This is a genomic window from Methylorubrum sp. POS3, from assembly GCF_043352485.1.
Taxonomy (GTDB): domain Bacteria; phylum Pseudomonadota; class Alphaproteobacteria; order Rhizobiales; family Beijerinckiaceae; genus Methylobacterium; species Methylobacterium suomiense.
Genome location: NZ_JAPRBT010000001.1, coordinates 2,282,523 through 2,297,712 on the forward strand (window position 1 = coordinate 2,282,523; position 15,190 = coordinate 2,297,712).

The 15,190-nt window shown below is 68.8% G+C and carries 21 protein-coding genes; 11 read left to right on the top strand and 10 right to left on the bottom strand.

The annotated features are described in order from the left end of the window. Positions 1 to 69 precede the first annotated feature (69 nt). A complete protein-coding gene (locus OWC43_RS10685; protein WP_238307768.1) occupies positions 70 to 978 on the top strand; it encodes a neutral zinc metallopeptidase in 909 nt (302 codons plus the stop codon). A gap of 91 nt (positions 979 to 1,069) precedes the next feature. On the opposite strand, the gene OWC43_RS10690 is transcribed toward OWC43_RS10685, so the two are convergent. The 4 genes from OWC43_RS10690 to OWC43_RS10705 all read right to left on the bottom strand — a co-directional run bounded on the left by OWC43_RS10690 (position 1,070) and on the right by OWC43_RS10705 (position 3,198). Continuing rightward, the gene (locus tag OWC43_RS10690; RefSeq protein ID WP_393956683.1) at positions 1,070 to 1,378 is read right to left on the bottom strand and encodes a helix-turn-helix domain-containing protein; all 309 of its coding nucleotides are present in this window, start codon (positions 1,376 to 1,378) and stop codon (positions 1,070 to 1,072) included. Further along, positions 1,375 to 1,734 (bottom strand): addiction module toxin RelE, encoded by a 360-nt coding sequence (locus tag OWC43_RS10695; RefSeq protein WP_393956684.1) that lies wholly within the window; start codon positions 1,732 to 1,734, stop codon positions 1,375 to 1,377. Before OWC43_RS10695 ends, OWC43_RS10690 begins: the two co-directional genes overlap by 4 nt. Before the next feature lie 36 nt (positions 1,735 to 1,770). After that, the gene (locus OWC43_RS10700; protein ID WP_393956685.1) at positions 1,771 to 2,517 is read right to left on the bottom strand and encodes an arginyltransferase; all 747 of its coding nucleotides are present in this window, start codon (positions 2,515 to 2,517) and stop codon (positions 1,771 to 1,773) included. A 183-nt stretch (positions 2,518 to 2,700) separates the two neighbouring features. Further along, complete coding sequence (locus OWC43_RS10705) at positions 2,701 to 3,198, bottom strand: RDD family protein (protein WP_393956686.1); 498 nt, start codon at positions 3,196 to 3,198, stop codon at positions 2,701 to 2,703. Positions 3,199 to 3,521: 323 nt separating this feature from the next. Between OWC43_RS10705 and OWC43_RS10710 the strand changes: the two genes are divergently transcribed. Continuing rightward, a complete protein-coding gene (locus OWC43_RS10710) occupies positions 3,522 to 4,232 on the top strand; it encodes an SGNH/GDSL hydrolase family protein (protein ID WP_393956687.1) in 711 nt (236 codons plus the stop codon). Here OWC43_RS10710 and OWC43_RS10715 read toward each other — a convergent pair. Then, positions 4,184 to 4,591: a hypothetical protein gene (locus OWC43_RS10715; protein WP_137831752.1), complete on the bottom strand. Its 408-nt coding sequence runs from the start codon at positions 4,589 to 4,591 to the stop codon at positions 4,184 to 4,186. The genes OWC43_RS10710 and OWC43_RS10715 overlap by 49 nt on opposite strands. A 23-nt stretch (positions 4,592 to 4,614) precedes the next feature. After that, positions 4,615 to 5,703, bottom strand: a complete 1,089-nt coding sequence (gene hemB, locus OWC43_RS10720; RefSeq protein WP_393956688.1) for a porphobilinogen synthase — start codon at positions 5,701 to 5,703, stop codon at positions 4,615 to 4,617. A gap of 298 nt (positions 5,704 to 6,001) precedes the next feature. Here hemB and OWC43_RS10725 point away from each other — a divergent pair, with 298 nt between their 5' ends. The 3 genes from OWC43_RS10725 (at position 6,002) to ldtR (ending at position 8,231) form a co-directional block, all read left to right on the top strand. Next, positions 6,002 to 7,084 carry an enoyl-CoA hydratase/isomerase family protein gene (locus OWC43_RS10725; RefSeq protein WP_393956689.1) on the top strand — a complete coding sequence of 361 codons (1,083 nt, stop codon included), beginning with the start codon at positions 6,002 to 6,004 and terminating at the stop codon, positions 7,082 to 7,084. Further along, positions 7,081 to 7,554 carry a DUF6163 family protein gene (locus OWC43_RS10730; protein WP_393956690.1) on the top strand — a complete coding sequence of 158 codons (474 nt, stop codon included), beginning with the start codon at positions 7,081 to 7,083 and terminating at the stop codon, positions 7,552 to 7,554. Before OWC43_RS10725 ends, OWC43_RS10730 begins: the two co-directional genes overlap by 4 nt. A gap of 161 nt (positions 7,555 to 7,715) precedes the next feature. Further along, positions 7,716 to 8,231 carry a transcriptional regulator LdtR gene (gene ldtR, locus OWC43_RS10735; protein WP_137831748.1) on the top strand — a complete coding sequence of 172 codons (516 nt, stop codon included), beginning with the start codon at positions 7,716 to 7,718 and terminating at the stop codon, positions 8,229 to 8,231. A 338-nt stretch (positions 8,232 to 8,569) separates the two neighbouring features. Here ldtR and pqqA (OWC43_RS10740) read toward each other — a convergent pair whose 3' ends face one another. The 3 genes from pqqA (OWC43_RS10740) to pqqA (OWC43_RS10750) all read right to left on the bottom strand — a co-directional run bounded on the left by pqqA (OWC43_RS10740) (position 8,570) and on the right by pqqA (OWC43_RS10750) (position 8,965). Further along, on the bottom strand, positions 8,570 to 8,659 hold the full coding sequence (pqqA, locus tag OWC43_RS10740; RefSeq protein ID WP_015857429.1) for a pyrroloquinoline quinone precursor peptide PqqA: 90 nt from the start codon (positions 8,657 to 8,659) through the stop codon (positions 8,570 to 8,572). A gap of 63 nt (positions 8,660 to 8,722) precedes the next feature. After that, positions 8,723 to 8,812, bottom strand: coding sequence for a pyrroloquinoline quinone precursor peptide PqqA (pqqA, locus tag OWC43_RS10745; protein ID WP_015857429.1), 90 nt, complete (start codon positions 8,810 to 8,812; stop codon positions 8,723 to 8,725). 63 nt (positions 8,813 to 8,875) lie between these two features. Then, entirely contained in the window at positions 8,876 to 8,965 is a 90-nt protein-coding gene (gene pqqA, locus OWC43_RS10750; RefSeq protein WP_015857429.1) for a pyrroloquinoline quinone precursor peptide PqqA, read from the bottom strand. A gap of 472 nt (positions 8,966 to 9,437) precedes the next feature. Here pqqA (OWC43_RS10750) and OWC43_RS10755 point away from each other — a divergent pair, with 472 nt between their 5' ends. From OWC43_RS10755 to OWC43_RS10775, 5 genes are all read left to right on the top strand, one after another. Beyond that, positions 9,438 to 9,842: an EF-hand domain-containing protein gene (locus tag OWC43_RS10755; RefSeq protein ID WP_137831829.1), complete on the top strand. Its 405-nt coding sequence runs from the start codon at positions 9,438 to 9,440 to the stop codon at positions 9,840 to 9,842. Positions 9,843 to 9,965: 123 nt separating this feature from the next. Continuing rightward, complete coding sequence (serS, locus tag OWC43_RS10760; RefSeq protein WP_393956691.1) at positions 9,966 to 11,252, top strand: serine--tRNA ligase; 1,287 nt, start codon at positions 9,966 to 9,968, stop codon at positions 11,250 to 11,252. Continuing rightward, positions 11,252 to 12,016: a 5'/3'-nucleotidase SurE gene (surE, locus tag OWC43_RS10765; RefSeq protein ID WP_137831827.1), complete on the top strand. Its 765-nt coding sequence runs from the start codon at positions 11,252 to 11,254 to the stop codon at positions 12,014 to 12,016. The genes serS and surE overlap by 1 nt, the downstream gene beginning before the upstream one ends. 1 nt (position 12,017) lies before the next feature. Beyond that, entirely contained in the window at positions 12,018 to 12,689 is a 672-nt protein-coding gene (locus OWC43_RS10770) for a protein-L-isoaspartate O-methyltransferase (protein WP_393956692.1), read from the top strand. A 123-nt stretch (positions 12,690 to 12,812) separates the two neighbouring features. After that, positions 12,813 to 14,204: a M23 family metallopeptidase gene (locus OWC43_RS10775; RefSeq protein WP_393956693.1), complete on the top strand. Its 1,392-nt coding sequence runs from the start codon at positions 12,813 to 12,815 to the stop codon at positions 14,202 to 14,204. A 70-nt stretch (positions 14,205 to 14,274) separates the two neighbouring features. Here OWC43_RS10775 and OWC43_RS10780 read toward each other — a convergent pair whose 3' ends face one another. After that, entirely contained in the window at positions 14,275 to 14,634 is a 360-nt protein-coding gene (locus OWC43_RS10780; protein ID WP_137831035.1) for a hypothetical protein, read from the bottom strand. A gap of 381 nt (positions 14,635 to 15,015) precedes the next feature. On the opposite strand from OWC43_RS10780, the gene OWC43_RS10785 reads away from it, so the two are divergent. Continuing rightward, on the top strand, positions 15,016 to 15,177 hold the full coding sequence (locus tag OWC43_RS10785) for a hypothetical protein (protein ID WP_238307764.1): 162 nt from the start codon (positions 15,016 to 15,018) through the stop codon (positions 15,175 to 15,177). Positions 15,178 to 15,190: the final 13 nt, after the last annotated feature.

Sequence of the window (15,190 nt, forward strand, 5' to 3'; positions counted from 1 at the left end):
GAACCGTATCGATCGCGGGCTCATTCTACAGGATTGCCTCGCCCGCGGGCGGAAAGGGTAGGGAGCGCCATGCGCTGGGATGACTTTCGCGCCTCCGAGAATGTCGAGGACCGGCGCGGCGAGGGTGGCGGGGGCGGCGGCTTCGGCTTTCCCGGCGGCGGCGCGGGGGGCCTGGGCATCGGCGCGATCGTGATCGTGCTGCTGATCTCCTGGGTCACCGGCATCAACCCGGCGATCCTGATGGGCGGCGCCGAGCAGATCACCGGCGGGCGCCAGCGCGAGGAGCGGGTCGATCCCGAGACGCAGGCCAAGCGGCGTCAGGCTCCGACCGATCAGACCGGTCAATTCGCGGCCAAGATCCTCGGCAACACCGAAGACGTCTGGAAGGAGATCCTGCCCAACCAGACCGGGCGGCAATACACGCCGACCACTATGGTGCTCTATCAGGGCGGCACCCGCTCGGGCTGCGGCCAGGCCCAGGCCGCGATGGGGCCGTTCTACTGCCCGCTCGACAAGAAGGTCTATCTCGACACCGGCTTCTTCCAGGAGATGCGGACGAAGTTCGGCGTGAAGGGTGACTTCGCCTACGCTTACGTCATCGCCCACGAGGTCGGCCACCACGTCCAGGACGTGCTCGGGATCCTCGGCAAGGTCGACAGCCGCAAGCAATCGGCGGACAGCGAGCGCGAGGCCAACCAGCTCTCCGTGCGCGTCGAGCTCATGGCCGATTGCCTCGCCGGCGTCTGGGCCAAGAACTCCAACGACCGCTGGAATTCCCTCGATCAGAGCGACATCCAGGAAGCCTTGAACGCGGCGAGCGCCATCGGGGACGACAAGCTGCAGGAGAAGGCGCAGGGCTATGCCGTGCCGGATTCCTTCACCCACGGCTCGTCCGAGCAGCGGATGCGCTGGTTCCTGACCGGCTACAAGAGCGGGCAGACGAAGTCCTGCGACACCTTCCGGGCTGCGCGGAACTGAACTTTTTGCACTTGCCGTCGCACCTCAGCGCGCGACGGCGACATGCTGACATCGTCGTGCCCGGCGAGGCACCGGTCGATCGGGCAATCGATCAGGAACGCGATTCGAGCGTGTCTTCGACTAAACGCGGGTTTCGATCGAGAAGCGTCAGCAGCACCAGGGCGGCCCCCCGCGGCTGTCGCCGCCGCGTCTCCCACTGCCGCAACGTATCGACCGGCACGCCGATGCTTTGTGCGAAATCAGGTCGGCTCTTGCCCGTACGCTTGCGGATCGCCGTCACATCCATTGGAGGCGGTGCATGGAGGACGAGACCGGGCACGGCCTCGCCTCGGGCGTGGGCAGCAGCCTGTCCAAGCCCCGCGACGATATCGGCGAAGATGTCGTCGGTCACATCCTTCACAGGCCGTCTCCTGTCTTGAGCCGCTCGCCCCAGTACCGCTTCAGTGCCTTCGTCAGATCATACATCGTGGCGATCTGCGAAGCGGTGAAATTCGCCTGCTGTCCTTTGGCCAGGATCGAAAGGAGATAGACTGGTACGGTGCCTCCAAGATAGGCCACCATGATGCGGTGACCGCCCGAACCGCCATACCGCACCTTTCTGACGCCCCCCGAACCGCGTACGAGATCGCCCGCAGATGGATCGGCAGCGACTTGATCGACGATGCCGACCCGCATCGCGTCAGTGAGCGCAAGATTCCGGCATCGCGTCAGGTAGGCTTCGGTCTCGACGACCGTATGAAGCGGTCGGTCCTTCACGGGACGGATGCAATGGCATGAACCATCGCCGCGCCCCTACTCCACCCGCACCCATCCCTGCGGCATCAGCCGCTCCTGCGGCTTGAACTTGGCCTTGTAGTCCATCTTCCGGGAGCCATCGACCCAGTAGCCGAGATAGAGATACGGCAGGCCGAGCGCCCGGGCGCGGCGGATGTGGTCGAGGATCATGAAGGTGCCCAGCGACCGTTCGGCGGCCTGGGGATCGTAGAACGAGTAGACCATCGACAGGCCGTCGGCGAGCACGTCGGTCAGGCAGACGGCGACCGGCGCGCCGACCCCGCGGCCGTGGATCGCGGTGTCGGGTCCACGCTCGCGATAGACCACGAGATGGGTGTCCACGTGGCTGTCCTCGATCATCATGGCGTAGTCGAGCACGGTCATGTCGACCATGCCGCCGTCGCCGTGGCGGGCATCGAGGTAGCGGCGGAACAGGGCGTATTGCTCCGAGGCCGGGCGATTCGGCTCCGGCGTGCCGATCAAGCCGGCATTGCGCTGCAGCACCCGGCGCTGGCTGCCGGTGCTGCGGAAATCCTCCACCACCACCCGCACGGAGACGCAGGCGCGACAGGACTCGCAGGCGGGGCGATAGGCGATGGTCTGCGAGCGCCGGAAGCCGCCCTGGGTCAGGATCTCGTTGAGGTCGCGGGCGCGGCGTCCGACCAGATGGGTGAACACCTTCCGCTCCTCCTGGCCCGGCAGGTAGGGGCAGGGGGAGGGCGCCGTGAGATAGAATTGCGGTGTGTCGCGGGGGTGGCTGGTCACGCTGCTAAAGGCTCGCCCTCGGGGCCGGCGGCACGAGCGGCCGCACCGCCGAAATCCAATGTAGCGGGATCGCGGCCGCGCTCAACCGCGATGATGCCGATGGAGGCGGACAATCGTTCGAATCGGGCGGTTGCGTCACATCATCGAGGACGGCCGGCGCGTGCCGCGCCGGCCGCCCGGAGGTCAGATCCGCACCACCGCCAGGCCGAGCAGGACGTCGTGGCCGAGGCGCCGGTCGGACCGCACGAGGCCGAACAGGATGTCGAAACACCAGAGCAGGAAGGTCGAGACCGCCACGTAGAACAGCAGCGCGTGCACCGCCGCCGTCAGCATGTCGACCGGGCGTCCGCTCTCGGGTGCCACGACGCGCAGGCCCATCATCCGCATGCCGAGGGTGCTCTGCTTCGCCCCGCCGACGGTGATGGCGCTGTAGAGGATCCCGCTGACGCCGAGGATCGGGAACAGAGCCCAGCCGAGGCCGAAGGTGACGACGCCGACGAGGAAGATCGCCGTGCCGAGAACCGCCGTGAAACCGAGAATGAACAGCAGGTCGAGCAGATAGGCGACCGAGCGCCCGCCGAGGCTCGCGCGGATATAGGGCACCGGCACGGCGCCGTAGCCGGGCATGATGCTCGGATCATGGGTGGTACCGGGGCGGTAGCCCGGCTCGAAATTCGTCATGGCCGGCGCTCCGTCGACCGGTGAAGGTTCACCCTGAAGTGGTGAGGGCGCCGCGTCCTGCCAAGGGAGTGGGCGGAGGCAGCGGGTGAAGGGAGCGCCCCCCGGTGGAGTGACGCGGCAGCGGAGCCTTTGCGCGCCGCCAGCCCACCGCAAGATCGCCGAGGCATCAGACGGCGCTTCGCAGTCGATCCGGAGGCGTTCCGCCGAAGGGTTCGGCGCCTCTCGACCGTGCCTGCGCGATGACGTCCGTCAGCCCTGTCACCGGCCACGCATCACCCGGGGGACCGGGCCCGCGTCGGGCTCTTCACCGGTTTCTCTTCGGGTTGGGCCTCGGCCTGCTCGCCGTCACCGTCCCCGGCGACCGCGTCCCCGTTCGCAGGCTCGACCGGGCCTTTGCGGCGCATGCGGCGGCGCGCCGCCCGGTCGTCGCCGCGGCGCTCGCACAGGTCAGCCCGGACGCGGTTCTGATCGTGGGCAATTCCCACGCGGAGCTCGCCGGCGCCGGCGCGCTTGCCTGCGGCCCCCTCGTCAATGCCGGCCTGGCCGGCGCGCAGGCCGCCGAGATCACCGCCTTCCTCGCCGGATTGCCGGTCACCCGCCCCGCCCGGCTCGGCATCCTCATCGTCGGCACCAACGACATCCTGCGCACCGCCACGCCGCTCTCTGGCGCGGCGCGGGCGCGCTTCACGGCGGAGGTGGCCGCGAGCCTCGCACGGCTCGGCGCCCAAACCCGCACGCTTAGGGTCGCGGCGGTGCCGCCGATCGGGCGGGATGCGGTGGGCAAGCGCGACCCTGCGGCGGTGGCGGTCTATTCGGAGATCCTGCGCGGGCTGTGCCGTCCGCCGACCTGCCGGTTCCTCGATCCGTTCGCGGTGCTGCGCGCGGACGAACCGGGTCTCGCCCGGCCCGGCGCCCTGTCGGACACGGTTCACCTCGCCGATTATCCCGCGATGCTGAATGCGCTCGATCTCTGCCCGGCCGAGCGTCAGCGGCCGCCAGGATCGGAAGCCTCGGCCTCGGGGGTCTCCAAGTAGTAATGCCGGAGAAGGTAGAGCGAGGCGCCGTTGACCGGGCCGCGCTCGGTGGTCAGGGCCGTCAGTTCGGTGCCGGGACCGAAGGTGCAGACGAGGAAGCGCACGCGCGCCTCCTCACCCTTGAGCGGGGCACCGTCGGCGCCCGCCAGCCGATAATCGACGCGCACGCTGCCGCGCCCGGAGCCGGGGCCGACCCGCAGCAGGCGCAACGCCGCCCCCTCCGGCGAGAGGGCGGGCAGGGCGCGGCGGCACAGGGTCTCCCGGCGCATATCGGTGGCGGTGTCGCAGCCGAAGCCGGCGGCGAGCCAGCCGAGGGCGAGGGCACCGGCCAGGGCCGCCCGCGGGGCCGGGCGCGCCACAGGGCTTCTCCGGGGCGTCTTTGTCAGGCGCCCGCGCGCAGGCGCTCGGCGACGCGGGGCGCGTAGTAGGTCAGCACCCCGTCCGCGCCCGCCCGCTTGAAGGCGAGGAGGCTCTCGGTCATGGCGCGGTCGCCGTCCAGCCAGCCGTTGCGGGCCGCCGCCTCGATCATCGCGTATTCGCCGGACACCTGATAGGCGAAGGTCGGCACGCCGAACTCGGTCTTCACCCGGCTGATGATGTCGAGATAGGGCAGGCCGGGCTTCACCATCACCGAATCGGCCCCTTCCGCCAGGTCGAGGGCGACCTCGCGCAGGGCTTCCGCCCCGTTGCCGGGGTCCATCTGGTAGGTGCGCTTGTCGCCGACCAGGGCCGCCTTGGTGCCGATGGCGTCGCGGAACGGCCCGTAGAAGGCGCTCGCATACTTCGCCGCGTAGGCCATGATCTGCACGTCGCGGAAGCCCGCCCGGTCGAGGCCCGTGCGAATCGCGCCGACGCGCCCGTCCATCATGTCGGAGGGGGCGATGATATCGGTGCCGGCCTCGGCCTGGATCAAACTCTGCTCGACCAGCACCGCCACGGTCTCGTCGTTGAGGATGGCACCGTCCTCGATCAGTCCGTCATGGCCATGACTGGTATAGGGATCGAGCGCGACATCCGTCATCACGCCGATCTCGGGCACGGCCCGCTTCACCGCCCGCACCGCCCGGCAGACGAGGTTTTCGCGATTGAGGGCCTCGGAACCGGTCGGATCGCGCAGCGACGGCTCGGTATAGGGGAAGAACGAGATCGCCGGGATGCCGAGCTTGGCGGCCCGCTCGGCCTCGCGCACGGCCTCGTCGATGCTGAGCCGCTCGACGCCCGGCATCGATGCGATCGGCTCGCGGCGGCCGCTGCCCTCGATCACGAAGAGCGGCCAGATCAGGTCGTCGACGGTGAGCGTATGCTCGCGCACGAGCCGGCGCGACCAATCGGCCTTGCGGTTGCGGCGTGGGCGCTGAGTGAGGCTCAGGGGGCCCGCGCCGGGTGCGGCCTCCCGCGCGGTCTCGATGGCGAGCGGGCGCGGTTCGTTCGGCAAAGCGGGCGGACTGGCGGGCGGACTGGCGGGCGGCATAGCGGGCTCCGGCCTTCGGATGAGCGGGCAGGGGCCTAGCACATCCCGAATCACCCCCGATAGCCGTCGTTGCCGCAGGCCGGGGACGCCGTCCCCTGTCAGGCAAGCCGCGCATTGACGCGTTCACCCGGACTTCGTCTAAGAGCCCCTCACACGGGACCCGATCGCCTCCCGCAGGAGACTCGCGGGGATCGGGCGCTTCCCCGAGCCCTCCTTCGAAGCCGCTTCGCGGCACCTCAGGACGCGGGGAGAGGCCGGGACGTTCGAAGCCGGGCAGGCGAGGCGGGAAAGAGGCGGCATGGCGGACGCGGCGGAGCCTGAGATCACGTTCGAGCGGCGCGGGGCGGTGGGCATCGCCACCCTCGTGCGGACGAAGGCGCTCAACGCTCTCACCCTGCCGATGGTCACGGCCCTGCACCGGCAGCTCCGGGCCTGGGCGGACGACCCGGCCGTCACCCGCGTCGCGGTGCGGGGCTCGGGCGGGCGCGCCTTCTGCGCGGGCGGCGACATCCGCCGCATCCATGCCCTGGGCCAAGCCGGGCGCCTTGCCGAGGTCATGGAGTTCTGGCGCGAGGAATACCTGCTCGACGCCTTCGTGAAGACGTTTCCGAAGCCCTATGTCGCGCTGATCGAGGGCATCGTGATGGGCGGCGGCGTCGGCATCTCCCTGCACGGCGACGTACGGGTCGCCGCCGAGAGCTACAGCTTCGCCATGCCCGAGACCGGCATCGGCTTCTTTCCCGATATCGGCGCGACCTATGCCCTGCCGCGCCTGCCCGGTCGCACCGGTGCCTATCTCGCCCTCACGGGCAGCCGGATCGGGGCCGGCGACGCGCTCCAGGTCGGGCTTGCGACCCACGCGGTCCGGGCCGCCGATTTCGAGGCCGTGCTCGACGGGTTCGCCCGGGGCGGCGACATCGCGGCAACCCTCGCCGACTTCGCCGCCGCGCCGTCGGACAGCGGCCCCTTGGTGGCCGAGCGCACGACCATCGACGCCTGCTTCTGTGCCGACACCGTCACCGCCATCCTGGAACGGCTCGACGCGGCGGCCCGGGACGGATCCGATTTCGCGGCGCGAACGGCGGCAACGATCCGCACCCGCTCGCCCACCAGCCTCACCATCGCCCTGGCGCAGATGCGCCGGGGGCCGTCGCTGAGCTTCGCCCAGGCCATGCGGGCCGAGTTCCGGCTCTGCGCGCGGGTGATGCGGGGACGAGACTTCTACGAGGGCGTGCGCGCCGTGATCGTCGACAAGGACAACCGGCCCGCCTGGCAGCCGGCCACGCTGGAGGCCGTCGATGCGGCGGCGATCGAGGCCGCCTTCGTGGACGCGGACGACGCGACGCCCCGCTTCGACGGCAGCGAGGGACCACGGCCATGAAGGCGCTCGCCAAGGTCGGCACGACCCGGGACGGACGCGGACGTCCGAGCACGGGATCGGGGGCGGTCGACCGCATCGAGGAGGCCACGCCGCGCCAGCAGACCCGCTGGGACGTGGTGCTGGTCTGGTTCATGCGCATCGCCGCCCTGGCCTGGGTCGCCAAGGGGCTCACCACCTGGGCCCAGATCCTCGACCTGTTACCGGGTGCGAGCCCGTTCGCCGACCTCTCCCCCGGGCGGCAGGCGACGATCGTGTTCTTCGCGGTGATCGATTTCGTGGCGGCGGTCGGATTGTGGCTGACGAGCGCCTGGGGCGGGGTGGTCTGGCTGCTCGCCGCGACCTCGGCGCTGACGCTCGCCGTGCTGACGCCGCAGCTTCTGCCGATCTCCACTCCGCTGATCGCAGTGCAGGCAAGCATCGTCGCAATTTACTTCGTGTTATCCTGGCTTGCGGCGCGCGATGTTGGCTGAACAAAACGTCAAAGCGAACGTTTCATTTTGCATTTACCGACAGAAGTAAATCGGAAGTTCATCCTGTCGCTTAAATCGGCTTTCATTCGAGGCACCTAGGTTCAGCCTATAAGCGATGCCGGACGAAGCAGCCGGCACGACCCGACAGAGAGGCTCGACCGATGTCCACGAAGGCCGCCAACACCGCCCGCAAGCCCGCCGAGACCGCCGAGGCCCTCGGCGCCGCCGGCTCCTACCTCGAGGCCCTGCACCTCGTGGAGCGCCTGCACCGCCGCCTTCTCGACGTGATCAAGGACGAGTTCGACCGCCGCGGCCGCGAGGACGTCAACAGCGTCCAGGCGCTCCTGCTCTACAATATCGGCGACAAGGAACTGACCGCGAGCGAGCTGCGCTCCAAGGGCTACTATCTCGGCTCGAACGTCTCGTACAACGTCAAGAAGCTGGTCGAGGCAGGCTTCCTCCACCACGCCCGCTCCAAGACCGACCGCCGCTCGGTGCGCATCAGCCTGACGAGCAAGGGCCGCGAGATCCACGACGTGATCCAGGGCCTCTACGACAAGCATTCCCGCACGATCCAGCCGATCGGCGGCATCTCCGAGGATGATTTCGGCCGCCTCAACCAGGCGCTGACCCGCCTCGAGCGCTTCTGGACCGACCAGATCCGCTACCGTCTCTGAGGAGCGGAAGCGCTCAAACCTCAGATGGGAGGCACACGTCCGGAACACCGGACCTGTGCGCGCTTCTGGACCGACCAGATCCGCCACCGGCTCTAAGGGCGGATCCTCATTCCTGAAAAAGGCGCAAGTCCGGAACATCGGATCGAGGCGTGTCTGGATCGATCCGATCCACGACTCGAGCCCGAGCGTGATTCGCGATTACCGAAACGACAAGACCCGGGCGGCTGATAGCCGTCCGGGTCTTGTCGTTTCATCAGCAGGAGATGGTCGGCAAGAGAAAGGGGCGCCGCCCTTTCGGACGACGCCCCTGATCACCGGTCAAATCCGGTGACGCCTTCTTAGTTGAAGGTGTCGATCTCAGCGGACTCGTAGGAGGTGACTTCCATGCCGACGCAGATCTCGGCAACGACGGGAGCGGACCACTTCATGACGTTTCTCCAAAGCTGGCGATTGGTGTGAGTGAGACCGGCCCGAGGGCCGGGACGACCTTCTTAGTTGAAGGTGTCGATCTCAGCGGACTCGTAGGAGGTGACTTCCATGCCGACGCAGATCTCGGCAACGACGGGAGCGGACCACTTCATGACGTTTCTCCAAAGCTGGCGATTGGTGTGAGCGAGACCGGCCCGAGGGCCGGGACGACCTTCTTAGTTGAAGGTGTCGATCTCAGCGGACTCGTAGGAGGTGACTTCCATGCCGACGCAGATCTCGGCAACGACGGGAGCGGACCACTTCATGGCGTGTCTCCAAGTAGCAATTTGAATACGAGGGTCGGTCTCATGACCGGCCCTACCTCGAACGGAGGCGGTGCCGTTTCAGTGCTCGGCCCCTCGTGTTCGACACCCTTGATATAGACTTTCCATTGGGCACAATTCAAGCGGGCCCGTCACTTATATTTCTCACAAACACCCGCTCCGAAGGCCAAGCGCTTGAGGAAACACCGGAAAAATCCTGCAGAACCGGAGATATGATGCTGCCAAGCCGACCCTGCAAGCTGGACGCTCGTTGAGGACCGCACCGCGCCCCGCTCGGATGGGCATCGAATCGGACTCTGGATTCATCTCTACGCGGAGCGATTCTCCCAGCGTTTTTGCCAGATTCTCCCGAATTCGATTGCCGCAGCGCAACATTTCTCTTAGCGTATGTGAAGGCCGCTGCCCGCGTGGCCTGCCGCTCGCCGGCGATTCCTCGTGCCTTGGAAGTTGACGCATGTCCCTACCCCGCAGCGCCGCCCTCGCCCTCGCCCTGACCCTGCCGATGGTCGCCGGCATCGGCCCCGCCTTCGCCCAGAAGAGCTCGGTCATCACCGCGCTCGACCCCGACAAGGACGGTACGCTCGATCTCAAGGAAGTGCAGGCCGCCGCTTCGGCGAAGTTCGACGCTCTCGATCCGGATAAGGACGGCACCCTCGACAAGAAGGAGCTCAAGGGCGTCCTGAGCCCGAAGCTGTTCAAGAGCGGCGACCCGGACATGGACGGCACGATCGACAAGAAGGAATACCTCGCCCTGGTCGAGGCCCTCTTCAAGGATGCCGATCCGGACAATGACGGCACCCTCGACGCCAAGGAGCTGAAGACCAAGCCGGGCAAGGCCCTGATCAAGCTCATCAAGTAATCTTTTGCGCGCGTGCGGCCGGGCGCTTCAGCGCCCGGCCGCACGCGATCCGGTTCCGACCGCTCTTGTGGTGCCGGGTGCGTTGCGGCAAAGCGGGCCCCGTCCGAGCCCCGAGAGCCGTCCATGCACGACATCCGCGCCATCCGCGAGAACCCGCAAGGCTTCGATCACGACCTCTCGCGCCGCGGCCTCGCGCCCCTCTCGGCCGAGTTGATCGCCCTCGACGATGCCCGGAAGGCGGCGGTCTCGGCGGCGCAGGCGAATCAGGAGCGGCGCAACGCGCTGTCCAAGGAGATCGGCGGCGCCAAGAAGGCCAAGGACGAGGCCCGCGCCGCGGCGCTGATGGCCGAGGTCGCCCGCCTCAAGGACGAGGCGCCGGGACTCGAAGCCGCGCAGGGCGAGGCGGCGAAGCTTCTCGACGAACGCTTGGCCGCGATCCCGAACCGGCCGAAGGACGAGGTGCCCGAGGGCGCCGACGAGCACGGCAACGTCCTGTATCGCGACTTCGCGTCTTCCCGCGAGACGCTGTCGGAGGGTCGCCAGCATTTCGAGCTGGGCGAAGCCACCGGATTGATGGATTTCGAGGCAGCCGCGAAGCTCTCGGGCTCGCGCTTCGTGGTGCTCAAGGGTCAGCTCGCCCGGCTGGAGCGGGCGCTCGGCCAGTTCATGCTCGATCTGCACACGGGCGAGCATGGGTATACAGAAGTAGTGCCGCCGGTCCTCGTACGCGACGAGGCGATGTTCGGCACGGCGCAGTTGCCGAAATTCCGCGAGGATCAGTTCGCGGCCGGCGACGGCTACTGGCTGATCCCCACGGCGGAGGTTCCGCTCACCAATCTCGTGCGCGAATCGATCCTCACCGAGGACGCGCTGCCCCTGCGTCTCACCGCGCTCACCCCCTGCTTCCGGGCCGAGGCCGGCGCGGCCGGGCGCGACACCCGCGGCATGCTGCGCCAGCACCAGTTCAACAAGGTCGAACTCGTCTCGATCACCACGCCGGACAGGTCGGCGGAGGAGCACGAGCGCATGCTCGCCTGCGCTGAGGCGGTCCTGAAGAAGCTCGATCTGAGCTACCGGGTCATGACGCTCTGCACCGGCGATATGGGGTTTGCCTCCCAGAAGACCTACGACATCGAGGTCTGGGTGCCGGGCCAGCAGACGTTTCGCGAGATTTCGTCCTGCTCGGTCTGCGGCGACTTTCAGGCCCGGCGCATGGGCGCGCGCTTCCGGGCGAAGGAAGGCAAGGCGGTCAATTTCGTCCATACCCTCAACGGCTCGGGCGTCGCGGTCGGCCGGGCGCTCATCGCCGTGATGGAAAACTACCAGAACCCCGACGGCAGCATCACGATCCCGTCGGTGCTCGTGCCCTATATGGGCGGCCTCACCCGGATCGAGGGACCGAACCACTGATGCGCATCCTGGTCACCAACGACGACGGCATTCACGCGCCGGGCCTGGAGACGCTGGAGGGCATCGCCCGCGCGCTCAGCGACGACGTCTGGGTGGTCGCCCCCGAGACCGACCAGTCGGGCGTCTCGCACTCCCTCTCGCTCAACGATCCGCTGCGGCTGCGGCAGATCTCGGAGCAGCGCTTCGCGGTGAAGGGCACACCGTCGGACTGCATCATCATGGGTGTGGCGCATATCCTGAAGGATCATAAGCCGGACCTCGTGCTCTCGGGGGTCAATCGCGGCCAGAACGTCGCCGAGGACGTGACCTATTCGGGCACCATCGCGGGCGCCATGGAGGGCACGATCCTCGGCATCCGCTCGATCGCGCTCAGCCAAGCCTACGGCGCGGGCGGGCGGGCCAGCCTGAAATGGGACTGCGCCGCCGCCCACGGGCCACGGGTGATTCGGAAGATCCTGGAGACCGGGATCGAGCCGGGCATCCTCGTCAACGTCAACTTCCCGGATTGCGAGCCGGACGCGGTTGAAGGCATCGCGGTCTCGTCCCAGGGGCGGCGCAACCAGGAGCTCCTGCGGATCGACGCCCGACAGGACGGGCGCGGCAATCCGTATTTCTGGCTGGCCTTCGCCAAGGCGCGGTTCGAGCCGGGCAACGGCACCGACCTCAAGGCGATCGCGGAGAACCGCATCTCGGTGACGCCGCTGCGGCTCGACCTCACCGACGAGCCGGAGCTGACCCGCTTCGCCAAGGCGTTCGAGGAGTAGGGTGGCCGGGCCCGACGACGCGGCGGGCCTCAGCCGGGCGATCGGCAGCGCCGCCTTCGTGCTGGCCCTGCGCGAGCGCGGCGTGCGCGACACCGCCGTGCTGCGGGCGATGGAACAGGTGCCGCGCGAGCATTTCGCGCCCGCCCCCCTGCGCGAGCATGCCCGGCGCGACATCGCCCTGCCGTTGCCGCAGGGGCAGACCATGACGGCGCCGTCCGTGGCCGCGGCGATGCTCGGCGCGCTCGACATGCGTCCCGGCGTCCGCGTCCTGGAGATCGGCACCGGCTCGGGCTACGTCACCGCCCTGCTGGTGCGGCTCGGAGCCGGCCATGTGCGCAGCCTGGAACGCTATCCCGGGCTGGCCCGCGCCGCCCGCGAGCGGCTCGGCGTTAACCTCAACGACGCCACGGTGGAGGCCGCCGACGGGCTCGGCCCCGACAGCGCCGAGCGGCACAGCTTCGACCGGATCCTCGTCAATGGCGGCGTGGCCGCGCTTCCGCCGCACCTGCCCGCCGCGCTGAAGCCGGGCGGGCGGCTGGTCATGGGCCTCTGGAGCGGTCGCGGTTGCCGCCTCGTGACGATCGCGCGCGAGGGCGAGGCGCCGCCGGCCCGCCTGGAGGGGCCGGCGCTGCGGCTCGGACCGATGACGCCGGGGCGGGGGCGCGTGTCCTGAAGGCCGCAAACGGTGGCGCACCCGCACGAAACTGACTCGCATCGGGGCCACGGGAACGGATGCTTAACCTGAATCCCGTTTGAATGGCTCCATCAGGTTGCGTCAGGTGGAACGGGTGCGTCGATGCGGGTTCGGGGTTCGGTTCTGGGCTTGAGGACGGTGTCGCGCTTCGCCCTCATCGCCGTCATCGGTGGCAGTCTTGCCGCCTGTTCGTCGGATGCCTCGCGATTGGGCGATCCCTTCACCAATCCCTTCGCCGGGATGATGGGCAGCGAGCCTGCCTCCACCGGCAGCCTCGGCGGGGAGGGGGCGGAGGCCGACATGGCGCCCGCGCCGGCGATTCGCACGCCCCGCGTCCAGGCGCAGGATCTGCCCGCCCCGAATCTCTCGCCCCGCCCCATGGCGATCAGCCCGAGCCCGACCGCCGCCGCCACCCGCGTGGCGACGACCGAGGCCACGGGCGCCGTTTCCGGCATGAACCCGTCGGTGGCCGGCATGAATCCGGATGCGGGCCGCGCCATGACCCCGCGGGCTGCCGCCCCGGCGCCCGCGCCCAAGCTGCAATTCGGAAAGCCGGCGGACAAGCTCGCCGAGAAGAAGGCCGCCGAGGCCGCCCGCGCGGCGGAGGCGAAGGCGGCGGAGGCGCGCCGCGAGGCCGAGCGGCAGGCCGCCGCCGCCAAGATCGCCGAGGCCAAGGCCGCCGAGAAGGCCGCCGCCGCCAAGGCCGCGGAATCGAAGAAGCTCGCCGACGTGAAGAAGGCGGTCGAGGCCAAGAAGCTGGCCGAGGCGGAAGCCAAGAAGGCCGAGGGCAAGCTCGCCGAGGTCAAGAAGCGCGTTCGCCCGGGCCAAACCGACAAGGTCGAGGCCAAGGCGGAAGCGAAGGTGGATCCGAAGGCGGAGGCCAAGCGCGCCGCCGAGGCCGAGGCCACCCGCAAGGCGGATGCGGAGGCCAAGCAGGCCAAGGCGGACGCCGCCAAGAAGATCGCCGAGGCCAAGGCTGCGGAAACCGCCGCGAAGGCTGCCGCCAAGGAGGCCAAAGAGGCCAAGGAGGCGAAGGAGACCAAGCAGGCCGCCGCCCCGGCGCCCGCCCCGGTGAAGGTGGCGAGCGCGGAGCCGACCGCGCCGATCGCCGCCCCGGCGGCCACCGCCGAGTCGTTCCGCTGGCCAGCCAAGGGCCGCGTCATCAACGGTTACGGCTCGGGCGGCAACGAGGGCATCAACATCGCCGTGCCCGAGGGCACGCCGGTCAAGGCCGCCGAGGACGGCACGGTGGCTTACGCGGGCTCCGACGTGAAGGGCTACGGCAAGCTGGTGCTGGTGCGGCACAACAACGGCTACGTCTCCGCTTACGCCCATAACGGCGAGCTCGACGTGCGGCCGGGTGAGAAGGTGAAGCGCGGCCAGACCATCGCCAAGTCGGGTGCGACCGGCAACGTCACCTCGCCGCAGCTGCATTTCGAGATCCGGAAGGGCGCGACCCCGGTCGATCCGATGCCGCATCTCGCCAGCAACTGATCGACTTGGAATGACGGAAACGGCGGCTCCGGTGGGAGCCGCCGTTTCCGTTCGTGCCGATCAGAGCCGATCAGCCCGGGAACAGGATCAGGCCGAGGGCGATGAGGCCGCCGATGCTTCCTGCCGTGGCCCAGAACAGGGGCATGACGAAGGAGCGCTCGCCGTGCGGGTCGGCCGCCGCCCGCACCGCGGGCGAGGCCCGGTAGCGGCGCGCCATCCGGACTTCCTGCGGGGTCGGCGGCGTGCCGCCGGCCTCCTCGCAGGTGCCGAGCGGGGCCGCGCCCACATCGCCGTGCGGAACCTTGTCGCCGGTCCGACCGGAATCGATGTCGGCCTTCAACTGCGCCGTGTTCGGCGCGGCGCTCTCCGGCGCGACGCCGAAATCGAGGCTGGCCGGCGGCGGAGGCGTCTCGGAGCGGAAGAGGGTCATCGCGCGTTCGCCCATCCTCATCGCGGCTTCGGTGCCGCGGCGGGCGGCGTGATGGCGGAGTGCCGCACGGCCGACAGACGTTCGGACATCTCGCGAAAACCTCTCCAATTTCAGGAACTCGACACCCAACGCCTGCTTCTTCGCAGCGTTCTATGCTGCGACAATTCGCCAATACAGAAAATTATCTCAGACAATCCGTTGCCCTCACTCGCAATATTGCCAGGAAACCTTGGCAAGATTTCACATATTTGCGAGGAACGGGATCCGCCGACTGGACGCCGGCCCGCCGCGCCCGATCTCGGGTCAGGCAATGCACCATGCTCGCGACCGCACGGTCATCACTGTGGCGCGGGCGACCGGCGAAGGGAGGATGGGACCGCGATGAAGACGGCCGACAAGTTTTTCATGGCCTTCGTGATCGGCGTGATGGTCATCGGGCTCGGCATCGTCGCGCTGTTCCTCAGCACCGGACCGACCGCCAACCAAGTCCGCGCCATTGACGGTCCCGCCGAGCCGGTCACCCCGCCCGGTCGCAAGCCGTAGGCCTTCGCCATTC

Coding starts and splice junctions, on each gene's coding strand:
- OWC43_RS10685 (WP_238307768.1), top strand. CDS start 70: ATGCGCTGGGATGACTTTCGCGCCTCCGAGAATGTCGAGGACCGGCGC.
- OWC43_RS10775 (WP_393956693.1), top strand. CDS start 12,813: ATGCGGGTTCGGGGTTCGGTTCTGGGCTTGAGGACGGTGTCGCGCTTC.
- ldtR (WP_137831748.1), top strand. CDS start 7,716: ATGTCCACGAAGGCCGCCAACACCGCCCGCAAGCCCGCCGAGACCGCC.
- OWC43_RS10785 (WP_238307764.1), top strand. CDS start 15,016: ATGAAGACGGCCGACAAGTTTTTCATGGCCTTCGTGATCGGCGTGATG.
- pqqA (WP_015857429.1), bottom strand. CDS start 8,659: ATGAAGTGGTCCGCTCCCGTCGTTGCCGAGATCTGCGTCGGCATGGAA.
- OWC43_RS10780 (WP_137831035.1), bottom strand. CDS start 14,634: ATGACCCTCTTCCGCTCCGAGACGCCTCCGCCGCCGGCCAGCCTCGAT.
- serS (WP_393956691.1), top strand. CDS start 9,966: ATGCACGACATCCGCGCCATCCGCGAGAACCCGCAAGGCTTCGATCAC.
- OWC43_RS10725 (WP_393956689.1), top strand. CDS start 6,002: ATGGCGGACGCGGCGGAGCCTGAGATCACGTTCGAGCGGCGCGGGGCG.
- hemB (WP_393956688.1), bottom strand. CDS start 5,703: ATGCCGCCCGCCAGTCCGCCCGCCAGTCCGCCCGCTTTGCCGAACGAA.
- surE (WP_137831827.1), top strand. CDS start 11,252: ATGCGCATCCTGGTCACCAACGACGACGGCATTCACGCGCCGGGCCTG.
- OWC43_RS10755 (WP_137831829.1), top strand. CDS start 9,438: ATGTCCCTACCCCGCAGCGCCGCCCTCGCCCTCGCCCTGACCCTGCCG.
- pqqA (WP_015857429.1), bottom strand. CDS start 8,965: ATGAAGTGGTCCGCTCCCGTCGTTGCCGAGATCTGCGTCGGCATGGAA.
- pqqA (WP_015857429.1), bottom strand. CDS start 8,812: ATGAAGTGGTCCGCTCCCGTCGTTGCCGAGATCTGCGTCGGCATGGAA.
- OWC43_RS10730 (WP_393956690.1), top strand. CDS start 7,081: ATGAAGGCGCTCGCCAAGGTCGGCACGACCCGGGACGGACGCGGACGT.
- OWC43_RS10705 (WP_393956686.1), bottom strand. CDS start 3,198: ATGACGAATTTCGAGCCGGGCTACCGCCCCGGTACCACCCATGATCCG.